Genomic DNA, 22,372 nt, shown 5'->3' with positions numbered 1-22,372 from the left:
TTGCAGAGACGTGGGTGGGTTGGGGCGATCAAGGTGACCGACCAGCTCCCCTCTCCCCCCGTTGTTTTTTGGTTGCTGGCAAGCTTGCTTGCTCGGCGGCCGACGGAGCCCTGTCTACCCGCAGGGCAAGGGGCGGGAAATTCCCGGAGGAAATAAGCGACGAAGGAGCGCCGGAGGGAAATTCCTGCACCGCGGGCCCCGACGAAGGAGGGGCTAGACGGGGTGGAGCGGACGCCTAGAATCCGAAGGACAGCAACCAGAAAACGTCGTAGACACACAGGGTCCAGGGGGTCCGGAGCTCTGCGACGGCGCCCCCTGGACCCAACAGCCGGCCGCGCCAGCGGACGCCCTTCAACTGGTTGGAGCGCAGCGGAAACCAGGGCGAGCCCTGCGAGCCTGCCTTTCGCTCTCCGGCCCACGGACAACCCAACGACACTGCCAGCTCTGGCTTGCCGCCGACGGCCGCCGCCCGGCACCTGGTGGCTGCGGGATTGGCGGTCCGCGGCCGGCGACCACCAGCGCAAGCCGACCACGACGGCGGACCGCCCGCGGTGACCGGCCCCGAAAGACCGGCCACCCTCGGGGGGGGTTAGCTGGCGAGCAGTTCGGTCAGTTCGGCCGCGTCGGTGACCAGGGCCGCGCCTCCTTCTTTCAGGAGTCGGTGGCATCCTGCGGAGTTGGCGCTGTGGACGCTGCCGGGGACGGCGGCGACGTGCCGGGCAATGGTTTCGGCGTGGTGCGCTGTGTTCAGTGCACCGGAGCGCCAGCGGGCCTCCACAACGCATGTCACTCCGGCCAGCGCCGCAATTATGCGGTTTCTTTGGAGGAAGCGGTACCGGGTGGGCGCGGATCCTGGGGGCAGCTCGGAGAGCGTTAGGCCGTTGGCGCGGATCGCGGCCGCGAGGTCGGCGTTTCCGGACGGGTAGTCGCGGTCCAGTCCCCCGGCGAGGACGGCGATGGTGGCGGGGCCTTCTCCGGTGCTTCCGGCCAGTGCGGCGCGGTGGGCGTGGGCGTCGATGCCGTACGCGAGTCCGCCGATGACGCAGATTCCGCGCTGGGCCAGGCTGTAGGCGATGTCCCCGGTGACGGCCGCGCCGTAGCTCGTGCAGTCGCGTGACCCGGCCAGTGCCGCGCAGCTGGACGGGGCGGGGATCCCGTTGCCGATGTTGCCCCGGTACCAGAGGCCCAGCGGAGCGTCAGGGAGGTCGTCCAGGCCGGTGGGCCAGTGCTCATCGCCGGGGATCAGGAAACCGCCGCCCAGGCGTTCGATGGTGGCAAGGTCCTTTTCCGGGTCCAGATCCGGCACGCGGGGCGCCCAGCGCTTGAGCGCGGCCGCCAGTTCCTCGGGCGTCACGTCCGGGAGGGTGTGGGCGGGTTGGGTGCCGGTGGCGAGCCGCAGTGCGGCGTACGCGCCGAGCCGGCCCACAAGGGTCCGCCCAACGGTGTCGTTGGGTTCAAACAGGCGGGTCAGGGCTGCGCGTGCAATGCGATCGTTCATGGTTTTGTCCTTGCAGAGACGTGGGTGGGTTGGGGCGATCAAGGTGACCGACCAGCTCCCCTCTCCCCCCGTTGTTTTTTGGTTGCTGGCAAGCTTGCTTGCTCGGCGGCCGACGGAGCCCTGTCTACCCGCAGGGCAAGGGGCGGGAAATTCCCGGAGGAAATAAGCGACGAAGGAGCGCCGGAGGGAAATTCCTGCACCGCGGGCCCCGACGAAGGAGGGGCTAGACGGGGTGGAGCGGACGCCTAGAATCCGAAGGACAGCAACCAGAAAACGTCGTAGACACACAGGGTCCAGGGGGTCCGGAGCTCTGCGACGGCGCCCCCTGGACCCAACAGCCGGCCGCGCCAGCGGACGCCCTTCAACTGGTTGGAGCGCAGCGGAAACCAGTCCTTGCGGCGGTAAACTTGTACTGCCCCCGTCACCGGCTGTTCCCCCCAGTTGGCCGGTGACGGTAGGGCCCAATCTCCAGCGAAAGCCTCCGTGTGTGACATGCTTGAGGCGTAAACAGCAGGATGTTTACCCAGCTCAGGGTCCGTATTCCATTGGAATGCGTGCCCTCAGTTCTTCCCGCCGGCCGCGGCGCGCATTAGCCTGTGACTTTGCCGGCAGTGGCGGCGGACGTAGGGGGCGCGGTAACCGGGAGAGTACACCGAGACAGGGGCTTAGTGAACTCCTTGCGCAAACACTAAGAGCCGGCACATGGTGCCGGCTCTTAGTGTTTCCTCTGCAAGGGAATCTGTGGGGCAGCGTCAGCGCTGCTTGCGTTTAGATCTCGAAGTGTCGGTGGTCTTTCCTGGGCCGGTCTACCGGGCCGGTGGCTGGGCCTGCGGTGAGCAGGCTCAGCTCCAGGATGTCTTCAAGGGGACTCGCGTCTGGGGAAACGGCATCGTCCTCGGTCATGCGGAAGGGTTCGGCCACGCTCGGGACTCCTTGGCTGTACGGGCTGCGGTGTCCTTTCACAGTATCGGCAGTTCCTGCGCGCGGGCTGGAAGTCGCGCGGCCCGCGCAGCGTCTACGCGGCCGGCGGAGCGCCAGCGGGGGAGGCCGCCGCGCACCTGGGAAAGATTAGAAAGGAGGGCCGGACCCCTTTTGTCGTGGAGTCCGGCCCTCGTGGAAGCTAGTGCTTCAGGCGGCGGTCATAGGCCTTTTTCGGGTCCCGCGTGCAGTCTGCCACCAGTCCACGGTTGACCAGTTCGCCCAGCAGGTCCGCCAGCCGGTATCCGGCGACGTCCTCCAGTGCGAGCTTGAAATACCGGGCGGCGAAGCTGGACCTTCCTTTGAGCCATTCCAGCCAGCCGATCAGGCACAGCATCGGGGCGCGCTGCCCTTCCGGGGTGGCTTTCATCAGCTCGAACGCGACTTCCTGGGCCGTGTCCACGCGGGCCCAGTCCGGTCGGCTCAGGAACACACCGAGCATGATGGAGGTGAACTGCTCCGGGGTGTGGGGGACGATGTCACTCATCATGTAGTCCCGGATGGTGGGGTGCTGCAACGCTCCTGCCAGCTGGTGCGCGGTGGCGGTGGTCAGGCTCTTGGGGTCGTCCAGCACCTTGGCCCATGCGGCGCGGCTGGCTTCGAGGTCTTCGGGCCAGCCGTCGGGCTTGTGCGCGGCGATCGCCGCCCGTGCCGTCTCGTCACCTGTGAACGGTGCGGGCGCGGTGAACCCGGTGACGGCGCTCCCCCGGTAGATCAGGGCGGCGTTGCCGTTGCTCGTGGTGATCGAGTCCAGCGATTGGGCAGGGCAGCAGCTGATGTCGGTGCAGTGGTAGTTCCGCCACAACTCGGAGGTCACCAGCCATGCGTCCTGCAGCGGCATCCCGGCGGTTTCCAGTTCGCTGCGCAGTGCCTGCACGTGCCCGGCGTAGGGACGGCTGCCGTCGATCGTGCTCTCATCGGTGTAGATGACCAGCAGGCTGCCGGTGGCGGCCTCGTCAGCGGTGAGGTAGCTGACGATGGTTTGGGCGTACCCGACCGGATCCTGCCCGAACGGGGCATCCACGCGCAGGGTCGCGCCGAGCTTGTTGCCCTGCATCGTCATGGCGACGAAGGACTCTGTTGGGGTCTCGCCCAGCGTGTGCGGGATGAAGGCCAGGATGTCGGCGGGACCGGTGAATTTGATGAAGTCGTTCATGGTTTTTGTCCTTGCAGAGACGTGGGTGGGTCGGGGCGGCTTAGGTGACCGGCCAGCTCCCCTCTCCCCCCGTTGTTTTTTGGCTGCTGGCGAAGCTTGCGGAGCTGTGCCCGTGCAGGCCCGTCTACCCGCAGGGCAAGACCCGGAAAATCTTCGGAGGAAATAAGCGACGAAGGAGCGCCGGAGAAGACTTTCCCGGGCCGCAGGCCCCGGAGGAACGGAGGGGCTAGAGGGGCCGGAACGGGCACGTACAATCCGAAGGACAGCAGCCAAAAAACGTCGTAGACACACAGGACCAGGGACGGCGGAGCCCTGCGGAGCCGGCACTGGCCCCAACAGCCGGCCGCGCCAGCGGACGCCCATCAACTGGTTGGAGCGCAGCGGAAACCAGGGCGAGTCCTGCGAGCCTGCCCTTCACTTTCCTGCCCAGGGACAACCCAACGGCACCACCGCCCATCGGCTTGCCGCCGGCGGCCGCTGCCCGGCACCTGGCCGCTGCGGGGTTGGCGGTCCGCCGCCGGCGACCACCAGCGCAAGCCGGCCACGACGGCGGACCGCCCGCGGTGACCGGCCCCAAAAGGACCGGCCACCCTCGGGCCTATTCTCGGCGGTCGTGGAGCGGGACGGCTCCGTAGTGTCCGGCTGCGCGACGGAAGCGGGCGTCACTGCTGAAGATGAAAGTTCCGCCGAACATGTACCACGGGGCGGGTTCACCTTCCGGGGTGACCGGTTCGGCGTGGATCACGGTTTCGCGGTGGAAGTGCTCGTTTTTGACAAGCCGGACGGCGGGCCGTTCCTCGGTGGCCTCGAAAACCGGGTCGATGCCTTCGCCGATGACGGTTACTTCCATGACGCGGGCGGAGATGCCCCGGTTTGAGAAGTCGGGGGCCCAGGGCGTCGCGGTAGATCAGGGCGGTGATGCCCTTGGGGGCGGTGGTGTCGTTGCTCATGTGCTGGCTCCTTCGAAAGATGGTGGGGTGCTGTACTGCCCGGCTCCGGCCGGGCAGTACAGCGGTTGTCAGTGCTGGTTAAGCGGCGTCCCGCACGGCGTAGGGCATCCGGTACCGGCTGGGCAGTTCGGCGGCGGCTTCCGGCAGGTCTGCCGGGCCTTGGGCCTGCCCGTTCTTCCAGTGGTAGAACGCCTGCTCGGTGATCGCGTCCCACAGCCGGGCCTTCGTCCGGTAGTAGGTGCACGTCACGTCGCCCTCGCAGTAGGTGGCGATGCCGAACAGGTTGCCGATGCTGTCAGCGGTGCGGGTCACGGCGACCATGACATAGGGCCACTGGCCCAGGTCCCAGCCGTCACAGCCCCAACTGGAGAGCACGGCCCAGCCGTGCTCTTCGATCAGTTCCATCCAGTCGTAACCGCCGTTCATGTGGTAATCCCCCAGCACGGTCACGCCGTCGATGGTTTCCCCGGTGTCCGCGAGGGTCACGGTCTTTTTGCTTACTGCGGTCATGGTTTTTGTCCTTGCAGAGACGTGGGTGGGTCGGGGCGGCTTAGGTGACCGGCCAGCTCCCCTCTCCCCCCGTTGTTTTTTGGCTGCTGGCGAAGCTTGCGGAGCTGTGCCCGTGCAGGCCCGTCTACCCGCAGGGCAAGACCCGGAAAATCTTCGGAGGAAATAAGCGACGAAGGAGCGCCGGAGAAGACTTTCCCGGGCCGCAGGCCCCGGAGGAACGGAGGGGCTAGAGGGGCCGGAACGGGCACGTACAATCCGAAGGACAGCAGCCAAAAAACGTCGTAGACACACAGGACCAGGGACGGCGGAGCCCTGCGGAGCCGGCACTGGCCCCAACAGCCGGCCGCGCCAGCGGACGCCAGCGGACGCCCGCAGGGAGTGCGAGCCCTGCGAGCATGCACCATCAGTTACCCGTGTGGCATGCTCGAAAGCGTAAGCAGCAGGATGTTTACACCCCAGGGCAGAGGGCCCATTCCCACCGGTTGCGGCCCTCTGCTTTTGCCCTGGATGGTCATTGGGATACGAAGGGAAAGCCGATGGGTCTGTGGAGCTGGTTCGCTCGTCGGCGCAAGCCGGCAACGGCTGCTGGTCGCCCCGCCTTCGCAGCGGCCATTGAGCCGAAGGAACAGCAGCCGTTGACTCCTGAGCAGGTGGCAGATCTGAAAGCGGCCTGGGCCGAACTCGCCGAGGCGGCCAAAGAGTCAGCTGTCACCGGTTTCCATGCCTGCTCACGGGGCGGGAAGCCCTGGCAGGAAGATCCCGCAGCTGTGCGGAGCGTGGCGGCATTACTCCGCCGCGTCGACGCGGAGGACGCCGCGACGGAAGGCCCTACCGCCAAGTAAAAGCCAGCACGGACGTTCGTGCTGGTTTCTCCTTTAGGCTGGGCCCATGGCCGAGTCCCTTCCGCCGGCACTGCACCCACCGGTCGCGGTTGCCCTGGCGAAACTCGTCAAGACCTTCCCCGGCCCCAACGCACTGCCCGGCGGCCTATGGGCCGAACCCAAATGGGACGGTTACCGCACTACCGCCTTTAACGACGGCGGCAAGGTGACGCTGTGGTCCAGACAGGGCAAGGAACTTACCCGAATCCTGCCAGACGCAGCTGCCGCTCTCGCAGAGCAGGTGCCTCCCGGGGTGGTCCTGGATGGTGAAACCGTCATTTGGAACCGGGACCGGTTGGACTTCGAGGCGCTGCAGCAGCGCATGGTCACCTCCAGGGCCGCGCTGCCGGCCCTGGCCAATGAGCTGCCCGCTTCGTTCGTGGCCTTCGATGTTCTGGCCGTTGCAGGGCAGGACACCCGGGGTGTGCCGTTCACCGGGCGCCGGCAGCTGCTCGAGGAGCTCGCCCGGGACTGGGCCGCACCCTTGCACCTCTCCCCCGTCACCAGGGACATGGACCTGGCGAAGACCTGGCTTCGGGATCTTCCCGCGACAGGAATCGAAGGTCTCGTGTTCAAAGGCTCCCAGCCCTACGAGGCTGCCAGGATCTGGTTAAAGCTCAAGCACAAGGATCTTTGGGACGTGGTGTGCGCGGCCGTGATCGGGTCCGTGGCCCAACCACAGGCCATCATCGCCGGCCTGCCCATGGGCGGCGAACTGAAGATTGTCGGCCGCTCGACCGTCCTGTCCACGATGGCCGGGCGTGAACTGGGCCGGCACCTCTACCCGGCCGGGCCCGGGCATCCGTGGCCCGAAGAGATCAAGGAGTCCTCCCTGAACAGATTCAGCAAGGACAAAGGCCCCGTGCGGCTGACACTGGTCGAACCAGTCGTGGTCGAGGTCTCGGCCGACGTCGCCTGGTCCGGCACGTCCTTTCGGCACCCCGTCACTTGGAAGCGTGTCAGGCCGGAGCTGGACCCGGCAGAAGTCAGGGTTCCCCCTGAATTGAACAACAGGCACCGCTGAGGACGGCGCCGCGGCGGGTTATACCCAGTGTGGACAGCTTTGAGATTCATCCTCCGGTCTCCACCTGCCCACAATGGGCATAACCCGCTCCGGTTTCCGGGGTGCGATTGGTCAAAGAACACCCATTGTCAGCCCCGACGCGTACACTGATTAACTCGAACATATATTCGAATAAAGGTGTGTCGTGGGCGTTATTGTCGGTCCCCGTGTGATAGATGCGGGCGTTTCCTTGTTGTCGGTGCTGGTCTCTCCGGTGCCGGTGGCGGCGGGGTTCCCGTCGCCGGCGCAGGACTACTTCGATGGCCGGATCGATCTGAACGCGCACCTGATTAAGGACATCACCAGCACCTACGTGGTACGGGTGTCCGGGGAATCCATGGAAGGTGCCGGGATCAGTGACGGCGATGAGCTGATCGTGAACCGGGCGCTGGAACCGCACGACGGGTGCGTGGTCATCGCGGTCCTGGACGGGGAGCTGACAATCAAGCGGCTGCGCATCACCCCCACAGGGGTAGTGCTGCAGGCGGAAAACCCCGCCTACCCGGACATCCAAGTCCCGGCACTGTCGGACCTGACCATCTGGGGCGTGGTCACCAGGTGTTTGCATCATGTCTAAGCCGGCGCTGATACGGCACATGCCGCAGATCGCTCACGTGGACGTGAACTGCTTCTACGCGTCCGCTGAGCGGGCGTTCGACCCTTCACTGGAAGGCAAACCCGTGATCGTGCTGTCCAACAACGACGGCTGCGCGGTGACCCGCTCCCCCGAAGCCAAAGCCCTGGGGATCGGCATGGGAGAGCCGTGGTTCAAACTCGCCCCGCGGGCGAAGGAATGGGGCCTCGTCGCACTGTCCAGCAACTACGAGCTGTACGGGGACATCAGCGCCCGGGTGATGGAGCTGCTGGGCCGTTACTCGGCCTGGCTGGAGGTCTACAGCATCGACGAAGCCTTCCTCGGCGTCAAAGGCAGCCCAGCGGAGCTTTTGACGATGGGCCGGTCCATGAAGGCGGCGGTCCGGCGGCACGTAGGGGTGCCGGTCTGTGTCGGGATCGCGCCGACGAAGACGCTGGCAAAGTTGGCCAACAAGTGGGCGAAGAACAATAAGGCCTTCGCCGGGGTGTGCCACTGGGACTCCGTCCCGGCCACCGAGCGGGAGGCGTTGTTGGGCCGGCTGTCCGTGGAAGAAGTGTGGGGCATCGCCGGGAGGCTGACCAGGCGGCTGAACGTGATGGGCATCTTCACCATCGCCGACCTGGTCCGGGCCGACCCGGTCGCGATCCGGCACAAGTTCTCGGTCGTGATGATGCGCACCGTCCTGGAACTGCAGGGAACGCCCTGCATCCCCATGGAAGAGGAACGGATCGGCCGGGACCAGCTGATCTTCTCCCGCTCCTTCGCCAAGCCCATCACCACCGCGGCGGGGATCCGGCAGGTCATGAGCGTCTACGGGCAGCAAGCATCGGCCCGGCTGGCCAAACACGGCCTGCAGGCCAAGGTCCTGACCGCGTTCGCCGGCACCTCACACTTCAACCCCAACGACACTTCCTATCCCTCCGTGTGCGTGCCGCTGCCGATGCCGACCGCTGACCCGGTGATCCTGACCAAAGCCGGCCACGCGCTCCTGCCCCGGATTGTCGAGGGCGTCCGCTACGCCAGGGCCGGGATCATGGTCACCGACCTGCGCCCCTCTGGCAACCAGGCACCGCTGTCCCTGTTCGAGAACCCGCACGAGGAACGCCACATCGGAACCCTGCTCGAAGACGTCACGCGCCGGTACGGGCGCGGCTCGATCGGCCTGGGTCACGGCGGCATCCGGGGCGGGCCGGACTGGACCATGAAACGCGACATGCTCTCCCCCAGATACACCACCCACTGGGAAGAACTCCCCCTCGTCAAAGCCGCCTGACCAGCCCTCTGCACCCCCCAGGAAGACACCAAGCACATGACCATCACCCCAGAAGCCCCCACCCTTAACACCCCAGTGGATGTCCGGTTCACCAAGGCCGGCACTCCCCTGGCCGTCCGCTACCACGGACGCATCTGGGCCGTCACCGAAGAACCTGTCCACTGGTTCACCAGAGACTCATGGTGGGAAACCCGCCGAAGCGTCCCCGTAGGAGTCGGGAACGTCGTAGACATCGAACACTGGCGTGTTCAGGTTCGTCTCGGCGGCTCGGACTCGCCCCTGCTGACCTTTGAACTTCGCCGGGAACCCCTCTCGGAACAGTGGTTGCTTGAGTCCGTCACCGAAGGATGATGCCCAGGCTGCCAAGTGTGCAGCACCGGGCAGCTGAAGCGTAAGGATGCCCTTAAATTCCGAAGGCCCCGGTTGCTCGGGGCCTTCTAACCAGCGGCCGAAGCCAACTGGGGGTGTGGCACTATCCTACCAACAAGCGGGCCCCCACCCTTGGTAATCACTGGTACCCGCCGGTCCGGTTGTGCGTAGCGTCAGGCTATGGGAGCCACAACCCGTTCGGGGACAGGTCTGTCCCGTTGACCTCCTGGACGGCGGCCCGCAGCCTTTGCTGAAGTTCGGTCGTCTATGACACCTCGATTTTGTCGATGCCTAGCACTTGAGGACGACGCCTGCGCACTGCGGGACTTGGCGCAGGATAAGTTTGGGGGGCCGGCACCGGTTGACGCCATCGGTGTGTTCTTGGAAGGACCTTAGGTTGACTCGGATTTTTGACAACATTGCGCAGGACAGAGTGATCGGCCCAGAGCTGGCTAAGTCGTTTGAGTCGATGGATCGTCTAGATGTCGCGGTCGGATACTTTGATCTGCGGGGCTGGAGAACGTTCCAAGAAATCGTCGATACGAAGGCCGAGAAGCATGATAAGCCCGTAACCCGCATTCTGGTCGGGATGGTACTCGCCGGCGCCGACCAGCAGCTGTTGGACGGTCTCCAGGCGGATATGGCCCCCGTAACCATCAATACTGAGGTCGATAATTCCAAGGCCCGGGCCCGACGCGATGAAGTCATTCGAAGCCTGCGTGAGCAGCTGGTCAGGGGCATTCCCAAGGCCGCAGACCGGGATACTCTTCAGGCGCTCAAGCGGCAGCTGGACAGTGGCGGCGTAGAAATCAAGGTCCACACTCGACGTCCTCTGCATGGAAAGACCTATATTTTCCACAGGCAGGACAACACAAACCCCGTCACCGGATATGTAGGTTCGTCTAATCTCACATCGGCCGGCCTGACTCGAAACTATGAGCTTAACGTCGACGTCCTGGACTACACAGCCGCGGCGGATCTCGCCCAGTGGTTCGAGGACCGATGGAACGACAAGTTTTCGCTGAAGCTGACTTCGGACCTCATAGAACTACTTGAGGAATCTTGGGCCTCGGACCAGAGGACTCCCTATGAAGTCTTCCTCAAGGTCTGCTACCACCTCTCAAAAGATGTCCGAGAGGGGCTCGCAGAGTACAGTCTCCCTCCATCCGTTCGCGACGAGCTCCTGGTCTACCAGGCAAGCGCTGTTCAGACGCTTGCCCGGCGCATCGAGACGCGCGGCGGCTCCATGCTGGGCGACGTCGTCGGCCTCGGCAAGACCATCACGGCAACAGCCACCGCACTCATGTTGTATCTCGACCAGGGTTACACACCACTGGTTCTATGCCCCAAGAACCTGGTGAAGATGTGGGAGGAATACCTTGATGCCTATGACATCCCTGGGCGGGTCATTTCCTACACCAGGGCTCACAAAGAACTACCGGATCTGCGCCCATACCGATTCGTCATCTGCGACGAATCGCACACCCTGCGCAACGACACGCGTCGTGACTATCAGGCCATCAGGAAATACATCGAGGACGCCTCCTCCAAGGTCCTTCTTCTGACGGCTACTCCCTACAACCTGCGCTTTGAAGACGTCGCCAACCAACTCGGCCTCTATATCGGTGTCGACCAGGACCTGGGCATCGAACCGACGGCGGCGCTGGCCAGCGACGACAGGCTCTACGACAAAGTCGACGGGAAAATCCGGACCCTGGCTGCTTTTCGACGCTCCGAAGAGGCTGACGACTGGAAACGGTTGATGAGCGAGCATCTGGTCCGTCGCACACGGTCCTTCATCCGCAAGAACTATGCACAGACTGAGCTAAAAGAGGCAGCGGATGGTTCCGGACCGGTGGAGCGCGAATTCCTCACCTTTTCCACCGGGCACAAGTTCTACTTCCCTGAGCGGAAAGCAATCCCGGTCAATCACACGTTCGGACCAAACGATCCTGCGTTCATCATGGAATCAGATGAGACTCTGGACACCCTGCAGAATCTCATCCTGCCCCGCTATCGATTGTTCGACTATCTGAAGAAGGGCCTCACCTACACAGAGGAAGAGCAAGACTTCATTGATCGGCTCGAGCGAGGACGCGGCCACGTCGCCGGCTTCATCCGCACCAGCCTTTACAAACGTCTTTCCTCCTGCGGACATGCATTCATCCTGTCCCTGAAACGCATCGTGGCCCGAAACGAGCTCTACGCCTACGCAGTGACGAACAACCTTGAAATACCAGTCGGAACCCTCCTGGAAAACATGCTCATCTCCGACAAGGACGAGGACATCGATGTCGAAGAAGACGCCGACACGGCTGCGGCGTATGAGCACCTCAGGGCGAAAGCTCCTGCATCCATTGAATGGGTGGCCTCAAGGCTTTTCTCAACTACTCTCGTGGCCGCCCTGGAGCGAGACAACGATGATCTACGGGAGCTTCTCTCTTCCTTCGGGGCTTGGACACCCGCTAGGGACTCAAAGATGAAGGAGATCCTGGCCCTCGTCACAGACGTGCACGCAAACGAAAAAGTCCTCATCTTTACCGAATACAAGGACACCGCAGAGTACGTTGGTCAGGCCCTCCGAGCGGCTGGTGTAGAAAACGTTGGAGTCGCGTCCGGCGACACGGACGATCCAACCGCCCTGGCAAAACGGTTCTCACCCCACTCCAACAAGCTGCCTGGCCAAGAAGCAGTTGGGAAGGTGGCAACCGACGAGCTCCGGGTACTTGTCGCCACCGACGTCCTTTCAGAAGGGCAAAACCTGCAGGACGCCCATATAGTCGTCAACTACGACCTCCCCTGGGCCATCATCCGCTTGATCCAACGTGCCGGACGTGTCGACCGCGTCGGTCAGGAATCGGACACCGTCACCATTTACTCGTTTTTCCACGAGAACGTAGAAACTGTCCTCAAGCTGCGCTCCCGGATCTCCAACCGGCTGGCCGCCAGCGCACAGGCTTTTGGATCCGACGAACAATTCTTCGGTTCAGCTGACGAGATCCGGGATCTGGATGAAGTCCTCTCCGGGAAATCAGACGCGGATGAATCCGACGACGCCGTGGATTCCTCTTCTCTCGCCTTCGAGATTTGGAACAAAGCCCTAACGGACCATCCGGACCTGGCTGAACGTGTAATCGCCATGCCGGACCTCGTCAGTTCAACGCGCCCGCTGGCCGATGAAGATAATGCGGACGGAGTTGCTTGCTTTGTCCGCGTAGGTGACTCCATGGACACCTTCGGCTTTGGCTCAAATGTCGAATCTCTCAAAATGCTCACAGGCCACGAGGCACTCAAAGTCTTCCAAGCCGATATTGACACACCGACTGCACCCGAACGCCCGGATCACCTAGACCTCCAAGAAGCGCTCATCCACGGCCCTATGGCCTTGCAAACAGTCCAGGAAGGACGCCTGAGGGGTGTCCGCAAGCGCCTCTGGGCGAAGATGGCCAACACTTTCATTGAAGCTAATGAAGACGCAGGGAAGGCCCTCACTGCCGTCCACCGGAGCCCTCTCACGAAAGAAGCCGAGCGCCGCTTCACCCGGGCGTTCTCTGAGAAGTACTCGGATGCGGAATTGAGCGACCTCCTCGTCCTCCTGCACAGAGAAGGCCGCCTGGTGCTCAGCAACCAGGAACAATCGGATTCCATTCGCATCGTCTGCAGCATGGGAGTAGCCAAGTGACCTCGAAGTTCATGTCCTACGTCGACAAAGCCGACTTTAAGAACCTCTTCATCGAGGAACTCGGTTGGGACCAACCAACAGCTAAACCATTGATCGTCGAAATGGACAACGACTCCTTTCACGTGACCCCGGTGGCGGGATTTCACGGGCTTCACGTTTGGTCATGCGACAGCCTGCCAGATCGATCCACTCAGGCGCAGATCGACAGGGAAGTATCGGCCACTTCAACGGAGCGGCTGATCATCTTCCACGACGGCAGCAAACAAGAGTGGCGGTGGCCGCGATACAACAAAAATCGCGGCACTAATATGTCCAAGCTCCTCGTTCACGAACACACCATCGGCAATGAGCATTCAGCCCTTGAACGGCGGTTGGAGAAAATCGCTCTGGACATCGACCATGAGATCAGCCTCGTAAAGCTGCTGGAAAAAATGCGGACAGCCTTCGACGTCGAGGAGTCCGAAGAATCGTCCAAGGCTGCCAAGGTTATGGCCAAGCTCTACTACGAACTCGAGGCGCACCTTCCCCAGGAGGGACCGGAGGCGGCCGGCAATCTTCACAAGATCTCGGTGACCATGACGAGGATTCTATTCCTCGTCTTTGCAGACGACACGATGATGTGGGACGAAGAAAACCTCTTCCAGAACTTCATCGCGTTCGAGACCGAGAGAGATGGCTCTGATCTGGGGGCCAAGCTCGAACTACTATTCGGCGTTCTTAACACCGATAAGAAAAGCCGGCCTGAATTAACCGGACACCTTGCACGATTCAAGTACGTCAACGGCGGAATCTTCTCCGAACACATCAAGCTCCCGAATCTCAGCGCCAAGATGCGTGACCTCCTTATCGACGCGAGCCGTTTCGATTGGGGCAACATTTCGCCGGCCATCTTTGGATCAATGTTCCAAGCGGTGAAGTCCAAGGAGCTGCGGCGCGAGCTAGGCGCTCACTATACAAGTGAGAAGGACATCCTAAAGACCCTCAAGCCTTTGTTCCTGGACGAGCTTCATGCCGAACTCGAACGCGCCAAGGGGCTGAGTAATCCCACGATTCCTCTGAATGCACTACGGAAGCGTTTGGGACAGATCAAGATCCTCGATCCAGCCTGCGGCTGTGGCAACTTTCTCATCGTCGCGTATCGGGAACTCCGTGAACTGGAGCTTCAGATCATGGAGGTGCTCCAAGATCACAGGGGTGACACTGGAGCGCGAACTCTAGACGCCACGCTCGACCTCCACGTGTCGCTGAGCCAGATTTATGGCATTGAAATTGACGAGTGGCCCGCCCGTATAGCGGAAACTGCACTTCACCTCATTGACCGGCAGTGCAACCTTCGACTGATTGAGAAGTTTGGGGAAGCTCCGGAGCGCCTCCCCATCTCTGAAGCGGCAAAAATTGTGACGGCGACAGACGATAACCCCCAAGGTGGAAACGCTTTGAGGACCGACTGGCGGGACATAGTGGCACCGGATCAGCACGTGGTAGTGGTTGGAAATCCACCTTTTAATGGCAGAGGAAATAGGACGCCATCTCAAAATGCGGAGCAACAACGCATATGGGGGAAGGACTTCAATATTAATCTTGACTACGTAACGTGTTGGTGGCTAAAGGCCGTCCAATATTTCGCGGACGTACCAGGACGCTGGGCCTTCGTCTCGACCAATTCTGTCTGCCAAGGCGAGCCCGTCGCCTCCCTTTGGCAGCCCATCCTCAATGCAGGATGGCGTTGTAGGTTTGCCCACAAGTCTATGAAATGGGAATCTGAAGCCGCAGGTAAGGCCGCCGTTCACGTATCCATAGTTGGCTTTGACAAAGCCACTGACAATCAGCCTCGCCCCGTATTGACCACCTACGACAGAGGTGGAGCCGCGCACGAATCGGTAGTTGACAACATTGGCCCATATCTCTGTCCAGGCCCAAACACCTTGGTCACGAAGAGAGGTCTACCTATCAACACGGTCCTTCCTAAGGCATCATTTGGGAATATGCCAAACGATGGGGGGCACTTCTTCTTGGATAACGATGACCTCCAAAGATTCTCGAAGGATCCGGTAGCAAGCCGGTTCATCAAGCGCTTCGTCGGTGCAAAGGAACTGATGAACGGGGCTGAACGGTGGTGCCTCTGGCTGAAGGATGCCCGCGCGGATGACCTTGAAAATGAACTAATTCGGACGAGGGTCGCAGCAGTCGGTTCCTTTAGAGCGGATAGTAAGAGTCCTTCCATCCGGACCAAGAATGAAAGCTATCCCCCGCATCTCTTCTGGCAGATTGCGCAACCAGCGTCATCATACTTATGCATTCCTCGCCACGGAAGCGAACACCGACCATACTTTCCCACTGCCTATTTCGGACCCGAAGTAATCACCGGGGATGCAAACTTTCTGGCATCGGACCCTGATGGAATAGCACTAGCTATCTTATCTTCCCGCATTTTTGTCGACTGGATGAAGCTCATCGGTGGAAGAATAAAATCCGATGTGCGCTTTTCCAGCACTTTCGTCTACAACACATTTCCCCTGCCCTCCACGAGCAGTGAACAACAGGGCCGACTAATCCAAGTTGCCAAAGACATCCTGGCAGCGCGCGAACTTTACCCTGACTGGTCTTTGGGAGAACTCTATAGCGATCGGATGCCCCCCGAACTGATAGCTGCCCACTCGAAAACGGACGAGGCTGTAGAGGCGATCTTCAGCGCTAAAACCTTGCAAAGTCTAGAGGAACGTCAGTCTGCTCTATGGCGGTCGTATATTGCACTGAACTAGCAGGGTGTCTATGTCCAGCGCACAAGAGGAGGCCTAATGGCGTATGAAATGTCCGTCCATGCGCAAGATTCGAGCTTTGGCAGAGTAGGCGTAGTACTCGAGGCTCTCGCGGACGCCTCGCACCGGGCGGCAGCTTACGACTACGTCGAGGTTGCGGTGGCATACGCCTCGGAACAAGGCGTCCGTCTACTGAATGACCGACTATCAAGCGAAACTTGGACTGCGGCACGCAAGCGGTTTCTCGTGAGCATAGACTTTGGCTTCACTCAGCCAACGGCGCTCGTCCGCCTCAGCGAACTCAATAATGCGGAGGTCCGAATCCCGAATGGACGCGCAGTGCTGACGGACCCGGCTCTGCGTCCTCAATCAGCGTTTCACGCGAAGGCATTCGCCTTCGGAACAGATGAGTCGCACGGTCTGAGGGACCTGAAGCTGATGAAGGCTGTTAACCTGAAGGCCCTAATCGTGGGATCGGCTAACCTCACCGCCAGTGCACTCTCGACCGGGGCTGAAGTCGTTACGAAGCAGGTTTGGACGGACGCCCCATCGACCAAAGAATGGCGTCACCTGTTGCTGGCGAAGCCTGTTCTGGACTGGTTCGAAGACACATGGGAAACCGCCGACCCGCTTTCGGAAGTGCTGCAGGAGTATCGTTCGCGCTACCGCTCCCTGCCCGGGCCTCCGCAGCCCCAAGAGGAAAAGACGTTGGCGACCCGCCGCTACCTCGCCTCACCGGACGAGCATGTAATCAGCGGGCCACTACCGGTGCAGCTCGCCGCTGCAAAGTCGTTGTGGGTCGACGGATCCTCCATCATCCACAATCGTGAACCCCACCCAGGGAACCAACTGAACACACCCCGGGGAACGAGAGTCTTCTTCGGGTTCGGCTCGGAAAAAGTCCCTAGGAACACGACGCTGGGTTCAGTAAGTATCCGAGTCGGCAGCTATCGGTATGTTGAACGCTCAGTGCGGTTCGCCGACAACGGTATGGACATCATCAGCCTGCCGATCCCTGAGCAGAACGGCCTCGACAGCTATCAGGGGTCATTTCTGGTCTTCTCCCGCGACAGGCTTTCAAGCACCGACCGTGGTCAGTTCACTTTGACCGTCACCGACACGGCAGGACTCACCAGTCTGAAAGAGACAGCCTCAAACAGCGTCGAGCTCTCAATGCACTCCGGCAGAGGATATGGGTTGCTCTTCTAAGTGAAGACGTCGTCAGGTTTACGACCGCGGAATTTCCGACCAGAACTGCTGGCAACCTCATCCGCCCACCTGACCGGAGAACGGACAACTCTAGGTCGGGCCGCAGTGAGATTGAAGAGATAAAGGACTAGCCAGTGACTGGGCGGCACCAGACCTACCCTCTAAGTCGTGAGTGTCCCACTTCCCTTGCAATTGAGACGGAAAGCGGCGCCGGCCAGCGGCCCACTCCCTCATAAGGGGGAACGAAGTGATAACCGGGCACGCCGAGGCCCGGGGCTAGGCATCCTGAGTTTCCTCCGAAGGTAGTTCCATGGCGGCGTGCAGCCTTTTCCCTCTCCAACAATGGTAAGCATGTACCCAGGGCAGATTCGCCGGATCCAAGGCAGCCATAGTGTGGTGCAAGAGCTTCATTAAGGGTTCGAAGTCTTTGGATTCCGGCCGATTTAGCATGTTGAACAGTTCGGCTGCGAACTGAGCTTTCAAGGCAAGGGTGGTGTACTTTTCCTTGAGGCCGGCGTTTGACAGGCTTAGGGCAGCGTCAAATTTGGCCGAGAGTTCTTGGAGTTTGAGCTCCTGCCGTTCAAAGCCGAACATGTCTTTAAGCTGAAAGCGCTTCATCTGTAGCACTTCTAACTGAAAGTACATGGCTCGCAGCACGTCGGCTGTCTCGCAGACGACTTTGGAGCGGTCAAGGATTCGCTGCTTACGCGCTTCTAATGTTGGTGCGAAGAAGTATTGGGCGATAACTGAGGTGAAGCCAGCAGCGATCAGTGTCCCGGCCACGGTCAGCAGCGATGGTGTGTAGTCCGCCGAGGCGACATGGGTACCTGCCAGGGCAGAAGAAATTCGCTCAAGCACAGGAGTTCCTAGACATAGATAGCAATTGGTATCACCTTGACGATGGGCGGCTTGAGTCCCAACTTGAAGCTCGTGTTGAACTTTCCATCTTGAGCTGCGTCACGCATGTTCTCGTTTAGTTCATCGAGCATCGGCTGTTGGATGCGGTTGAGAACTTTGTTCCGGCTCAGGATTGAAGTGCCCTTCATAGAGACTTCACTCACCTTACCGAGAACGGTGAACGTGCCGTCGAGGATTCGGTCCTTGTCCTGGCTTGCGAAGTGCTCAGTGTCGCAAATAGTGACTGCCGTAACGTGGCTGCGAGCAGATCCCCCCACGACCTTTCCGAAGTACTCGCGGGTTGTCTCGTTCCGGAAGTCCTGACGCACTGCGCTTGTGGCGGCGGCAGCTATCTCCGCCCTGGATTCGGCTTCGAGGTTCGATTTTTGTATGAACTTTTGCAGTTCTTCGTGTCCCTGCTCGTAGTAGAAGTCGAACTTTTCTCGCTGGTCCTTCTTGGCCCGCCATTTGGTCACCGCTGCTACGAGTTCGGGCGTTGCCAAGTCGAGGATGCTGTTTATCTCGTTTGCTTCGAATGTGGCAGCGAACTCGACAAATGAGCCCACGTTGATGCCCTGCAGTGAGTCGACTCCTGTGATCGGTTTGATCAGGTTCTGATTGTGGAGTTGCTGGCGCACGTTATGGAGGAAGTTTGCTTGGGTGTACTGGAAGTTCAGTTGATTCTTCCGCTCGTCTTTGGCGTCTTCGCTCCCGGCAGTCTTGGCCGATGCGCCTACCTTAGCTTTGGCATTGGCTGTCCAGGGGAGGTTGAATCCGGCCTCGGCATCCGCAGTTCCCGCAGTCTCTTTCGCTTGCTGGATCACACTGGCCTGAATCGTCTCGCGCATTTCGTCGACAGGCAGACCTATATTGAAGATTTGTTGGATGAGGCGGCAACGAACTCATCGTTACGGTAGATCACCAGGCTGTATTGATCGGCCGGGGGTCTATTTTCGTCTAGCACTCGTGCCCTCCTTCGATTTGAGGTGTAGTGAAAGTAGGGGACATCAGTCATCGGTCTGACGCGCGATGAAGCCCGACATTCCGCGGACAGTGAATTGAATGGAACCGTATTATATTGGCTAATAAAACAAACAAAATCTGTTATAACCACATAGTTTCTGTTACTGTCTCGCTTGTACTCGCGATACCTCTGCGATAGAGACCGGTCCTCCGTGAGGCAGGGCGTGCCATTTCCTTGGAAACGGGACTCCCATTGGGACACTCCCCGCGCCGGCTTGGAATCGCACGGCGAGTGCGAGTAGCGGCACGGGCTATGTGGCTGGGGGCTCAGCAGGCTCAATGAGTTCTGGCCCGTTGTTCCGGACGCTGTTCACTCTGGAGCTGACAATTCGAGGCGTCAGGGTCGGTTCCGGCAAAGAGTCCAGCAAGTGCTGAATCTCGTCCTTGTCAATCAGGTCCGGGTCCAACCATTCCGCAAACCGGTCCCGGGGGATGATGACCGGGGAACGGTCGTGGACATGCCCCAAAGCATCCTGGGTCGTTGTGGTTAAAACTGTGCAGCTGAGCAGCCAGCGGCCCGGGTCATCCTCGGGCAGAGACGGATCAGCCCACCATTCATACAGCCCAGCAAAGCCCAGCAGGGGCTCTTTCTCCGAGTACAGGTAGTTCGGGATCTTCTTGCCGCCCTCGGTCTTCTGCCACTCAAAGTAACCGTCCGCTGGCAGGATCCCCCGTCTTTTCACCGCGGCTTTTCGGAATGATGGCTTCTCCAGGATGGTCTCGCTGCGGGCGTTGATCATTTTGGAGCCTATTTTGATGTCCTTGGCCCAGGACGGGACCAGACCCCAACGGGCAATGAGCAGATGCCGGTTAATGGTGCCCTCATCGAGACGTTCAGCAACGATCGGCACACTTTGGGTTGGTGCCACGTTCCAGCTCGGCGGCGGCGGACTCCCCTCTACCTCCTTCGCCTCAAAGTGGCTCAGAAGGTCCCCAGTGGCCTTGGACATCACGTATCTGCCGCACATGAGGCCATTCTGCCTGAAGCGGCTCCAACTAGTAGCTGTCGGTGCGGATGACGATGAGTTTTGTCCTTCTTCCAGAAGCGCGTACAGGTTCTCGCGTGCCTCCTCGTAGGTGTCGCCTTCGGCCTCGATGTGGCTGTAGCTGCCATCCGGGTTGGTAATGGTGCCGGTGAGTTTCACCGCACGGGTCTATTTGGCCATGGGTGCGACGGGCTCGATAAGCTTCGGCCCGTTGTTGCGCACGCTGTTGACCCTGGGGCTGACCAATGGAGATCCGTACCGGGGAGAAGGAATAGCGGCGGCCCTTTCAGCCATACGCCCCCACAGGAAATTCCGGGGCACATATTCGCTTCGCGATTGACGCAGGGGTGTCGCGTAATCTGCCTATATGGCCCAGACAAAAAACGAATACGATGACCTGCACGCCACCGTTGTGGATGCGCTCAGATACCAACTCGAAGGCGATGACTTGGACCACGCTGCCCACGAGGTGTTGGACCGGCTGCGCGACCACGGCCTGGATATCCCGCCCAAGGAAATGGCGTAGGACGAGTGGCTGCACTGGCGAACTTGTTTATAGGTTCATCTAGTGAAGGGAAGGACGTCGCCGAACGTTTGCATGCTGGGCTGGACCGTCACGGGCTGACTGAGTCCACTGTATGGACTCACGGGGTGTTCCGTCCGAGCCAGCACCCTCTGACCGCCCTTGTTGGCAGGGCACAGGCCTCAGACTTCGCGGTTATGGTCCTTAGCCCCGACGACGACGTGGAGAGCCGGGAATCCAGGACCCAAGCACCCCGGGACAACGTGATTTTCGAGCTGGGCTTGTTCATGGGAGCGTTGGGACCGGAGCGAACCTATATGGTTCTGCCGAAGGGTGTAGACCTCAAGCTTCCTACAGACTTAGCTGGCATCACGTACCTTCCGTATCCGATCCGACAGGATGGGAATACGGCGGCAGCGTTGAATGGAGTCGTGCTGGACATCATTGACGAGGTCAAGAGACTTGGACCCCGGATGGCTAGGAAGGGCCCAACATCCGAAACCGATTCTGAAACGGTTCGTGACGTGGACTCCCTGGCGAAAAGCGCACTCTCCGAGGTCCCCGGAGAGATGCAAACACAACGAGAGACTGCCCAGAATGCAGCTCCGGGTCTCCTCGCAGCAAGGCATGCAGAGCAGGCACTCAAGGCTCTGGAAGAAGAGATCAACTGGCTCTGCAGCAACGCAACGAGCCAAGGATGGTCCGTGGTCAAGAACAACCCGACGACGCTTCGCCTGAGGTCGCCCAAGGGGAAAGAATTCACGCTTCCCCGCAGACGCCCAGCTGGCACCCGTGCTGAACTGAGAAAGTTCGTTGCCGAACTACGAGCCAACGGGCTGCGAGTCAACCGTGCACTTCAAGACGCCGTCGAGCATTCCCCGTTCGGCTAGGCAGACGAGGCTCCCCTCGCGCTTTCTGCCAACTCAATGTCACAGTCCCCGCGAGGGGAACAGCGCTCAAACCCGGCCACATACCGGGAGCACCCTACGGGCCGCTGCACCTTGACTTCGTCCCTGAGTTGCTTGGGAGGGCATCGCGCCACAGCACCGCCAGGGTGCTCCCGTACAACTTGTAACTCAGCCCTAGAAGGATACGTGATCAATTGAGAACCCTCGCAAACACAAACCACGGCCGCCGCATCCTTCCTTGGTGGAACAAATGACTTTGATACGTGAGCTCGATATGTCGAGGGCCCGTATCAAACGCGCCCACGACAACATCAAGGAATTTGCTGAAGTCGTGGATGAATACATTGGAAGACGTCCTGCCGACCTCGCAGCGGACCTAAACGAGCTAGGACAAGGCAGCCTACGCGCAGTCCGTCGCGAACCTATCCCCATTGAGCTACCGATTCTTCTTGGGGAGGCGCTTCAGAATCTCCGCGCCGGCCTGGACAACTGTTTATACGCTGTTGCGATCATCGATTCAGGTATGAATCCACCCCCTGGCGGAACGAAGCTTCAGTGGCCAATAGCCCTCACACCCAAAGAATGGAGGGAGAACAAGAAGCGTCTAGAGCACTTGTCACCGCACCTAATCGCGGCACTTCACCGAATCCAGCCATTCCAAGCAGAATGGCCTGAGTGGAACTGTCTGCGCATCCTGCACGACCTCGCGCGGCTGGATCGTCACCGTTCCCCTCATGAACTGTGCATGTGGCTGGAGGAGGTTAAAGGAACCTACGACAAGGAAGCGATTCACAATTTGGCGGTGAGGGAAGGGCCGGTGGGCGAAGACGGCGTTGTCGTGACCTTCACCAAAGTCAGCCCAGAAGAGTTGAGCCCGCAGATGCTCAGCTTGAACGTCGTATTAGGGATCGACGTTCAAGGACTCGAACTTTCTCCTCATCCCACTACAGGGCAACCTTCTCGTCCGTGGGGGCCTCTCGACAACCGCCTGAAAGCCATGTGCAAGGCCGCGGAAGAATATGCCGAAGGTTTGGTGGACATGGCTCAGAACCCTGACGCATGGCTGGGCGACGAGTAAACAAAAACCGTCCGTTATTCGACTGTCCCACTTC

At 60.6% G+C, this 22,372-nt stretch carries 20 protein-coding genes; 11 read left to right on the top strand and 9 right to left on the bottom strand.

What is annotated here, in order from left to right:
- Positions 1-589: 589 nt before the first annotated feature.
- From dprA to ACR65K_RS17420, 6 genes are all read right to left on the bottom strand, one after another.
- Positions 590-1,498 (bottom strand): DNA-processing protein DprA, encoded by a 909-nt coding sequence (gene dprA, locus ACR65K_RS17445; RefSeq protein ID WP_440154268.1) that lies wholly within the window; start codon positions 1,496-1,498, stop codon positions 590-592.
- A gap of 245 nt (positions 1,499-1,743) precedes the next feature.
- Entirely contained in the window at positions 1,744-1,923 is a 180-nt protein-coding gene (locus ACR65K_RS17440) for a hypothetical protein (protein ID WP_440154267.1), read from the bottom strand.
- Between the two features lie 343 nt (positions 1,924-2,266).
- The gene (locus ACR65K_RS17435; protein ID WP_440154266.1) at positions 2,267-2,419 is read right to left on the bottom strand and encodes a hypothetical protein; all 153 of its coding nucleotides are present in this window, start codon (positions 2,417-2,419) and stop codon (positions 2,267-2,269) included.
- A gap of 199 nt (positions 2,420-2,618) precedes the next feature.
- Positions 2,619-3,632 carry a DUF4192 domain-containing protein gene (locus tag ACR65K_RS17430; RefSeq protein ID WP_440154265.1) on the bottom strand — a complete coding sequence of 338 codons (1,014 nt, stop codon included), beginning with the start codon at positions 3,630-3,632 and terminating at the stop codon, positions 2,619-2,621.
- Positions 3,633-4,230: 598 nt separating this feature from the next.
- Positions 4,231-4,482, bottom strand: a complete 252-nt coding sequence (locus tag ACR65K_RS17425; protein WP_440154264.1) for a hypothetical protein — start codon at positions 4,480-4,482, stop codon at positions 4,231-4,233.
- Between the two features lie 178 nt (positions 4,483-4,660).
- Positions 4,661-5,092 carry a hypothetical protein gene (locus ACR65K_RS17420; RefSeq protein ID WP_440154263.1) on the bottom strand — a complete coding sequence of 144 codons (432 nt, stop codon included), beginning with the start codon at positions 5,090-5,092 and terminating at the stop codon, positions 4,661-4,663.
- Positions 5,093-5,727: 635 nt separating this feature from the next.
- On the opposite strand from ACR65K_RS17420, the gene ACR65K_RS17415 reads away from it, so the two are divergent.
- The 8 genes from ACR65K_RS17415 (at position 5,728) to ACR65K_RS17380 (ending at position 16,923) form a co-directional block, all read left to right on the top strand.
- On the top strand, positions 5,728-5,934 hold the full coding sequence (locus ACR65K_RS17415) for a hypothetical protein (RefSeq protein WP_440154262.1): 207 nt from the start codon (positions 5,728-5,730) through the stop codon (positions 5,932-5,934).
- A 46-nt stretch (positions 5,935-5,980) separates the two neighbouring features.
- On the top strand, positions 5,981-6,997 hold the full coding sequence (locus ACR65K_RS17410; RefSeq protein WP_440154261.1) for an ATP-dependent DNA ligase: 1,017 nt from the start codon (positions 5,981-5,983) through the stop codon (positions 6,995-6,997).
- 184 nt (positions 6,998-7,181) lie between these two features.
- Positions 7,182-7,613: a LexA family protein gene (locus ACR65K_RS17405; RefSeq protein ID WP_440154260.1), complete on the top strand. Its 432-nt coding sequence runs from the start codon at positions 7,182-7,184 to the stop codon at positions 7,611-7,613.
- A gap of 19 nt (positions 7,614-7,632) precedes the next feature.
- Complete coding sequence (locus tag ACR65K_RS17400) at positions 7,633-8,904, top strand: Y-family DNA polymerase (RefSeq protein WP_440154259.1); 1,272 nt, start codon at positions 7,633-7,635, stop codon at positions 8,902-8,904.
- A gap of 36 nt (positions 8,905-8,940) precedes the next feature.
- A complete protein-coding gene (locus ACR65K_RS17395) occupies positions 8,941-9,255 on the top strand; it encodes a hypothetical protein (RefSeq protein WP_440154258.1) in 315 nt (104 codons plus the stop codon).
- Between the two features lie 415 nt (positions 9,256-9,670).
- A complete protein-coding gene (locus ACR65K_RS17390; RefSeq protein WP_440154257.1) occupies positions 9,671-12,955 on the top strand; it encodes a helicase-related protein in 3,285 nt (1,094 codons plus the stop codon).
- Positions 12,952-15,717, top strand: coding sequence for a class I SAM-dependent DNA methyltransferase (locus ACR65K_RS17385; RefSeq protein ID WP_440154256.1), 2,766 nt, complete (start codon positions 12,952-12,954; stop codon positions 15,715-15,717). The genes ACR65K_RS17390 and ACR65K_RS17385 overlap by 4 nt, the downstream gene beginning before the upstream one ends.
- A 36-nt stretch (positions 15,718-15,753) precedes the next feature.
- A complete protein-coding gene (locus tag ACR65K_RS17380; protein ID WP_440154255.1) occupies positions 15,754-16,923 on the top strand; it encodes a hypothetical protein in 1,170 nt (389 codons plus the stop codon).
- 276 nt (positions 16,924-17,199) lie between these two features.
- On the opposite strand, the gene ACR65K_RS17375 is transcribed toward ACR65K_RS17380, so the two are convergent.
- From ACR65K_RS17375 to ACR65K_RS17365, 3 genes are all read right to left on the bottom strand, one after another.
- Positions 17,200-17,781, bottom strand: a complete 582-nt coding sequence (locus tag ACR65K_RS17375) for a hypothetical protein (RefSeq protein WP_440154254.1) — start codon at positions 17,779-17,781, stop codon at positions 17,200-17,202.
- 8 nt (positions 17,782-17,789) lie between these two features.
- Complete coding sequence (locus ACR65K_RS17370) at positions 17,790-18,668, bottom strand: DUF6414 family protein (protein WP_440154253.1); 879 nt, start codon at positions 18,666-18,668, stop codon at positions 17,790-17,792.
- 426 nt (positions 18,669-19,094) lie between these two features.
- Positions 19,095-19,811, bottom strand: a complete 717-nt coding sequence (locus tag ACR65K_RS17365) for an SOS response-associated peptidase (protein ID WP_440154289.1) — start codon at positions 19,809-19,811, stop codon at positions 19,095-19,097.
- A 385-nt stretch (positions 19,812-20,196) separates the two neighbouring features.
- Here ACR65K_RS17365 and ACR65K_RS17360 point away from each other — a divergent pair, with 385 nt between their 5' ends.
- The 3 genes from ACR65K_RS17360 to ACR65K_RS17350 all read left to right on the top strand — a co-directional run bounded on the left by ACR65K_RS17360 (position 20,197) and on the right by ACR65K_RS17350 (position 22,338).
- On the top strand, positions 20,197-20,355 hold the full coding sequence (locus ACR65K_RS17360) for a hypothetical protein (RefSeq protein WP_440154252.1): 159 nt from the start codon (positions 20,197-20,199) through the stop codon (positions 20,353-20,355).
- Positions 20,356-20,360: 5 nt separating this feature from the next.
- On the top strand, positions 20,361-21,242 hold the full coding sequence (locus tag ACR65K_RS17355) for a TIR domain-containing protein (RefSeq protein WP_440154251.1): 882 nt from the start codon (positions 20,361-20,363) through the stop codon (positions 21,240-21,242).
- A 259-nt stretch (positions 21,243-21,501) separates the two neighbouring features.
- Positions 21,502-22,338 carry a hypothetical protein gene (locus tag ACR65K_RS17350; protein WP_440154250.1) on the top strand — a complete coding sequence of 279 codons (837 nt, stop codon included), beginning with the start codon at positions 21,502-21,504 and terminating at the stop codon, positions 22,336-22,338.
- Positions 22,339-22,372: the final 34 nt, after the last annotated feature.

Source organism: Arthrobacter sp. SAFR-179 (assembly GCF_059414945.1).
Note: the sequence above shows the minus strand (reverse complement) of the source record. Positions and strands in the feature narration are given on the sequence as shown.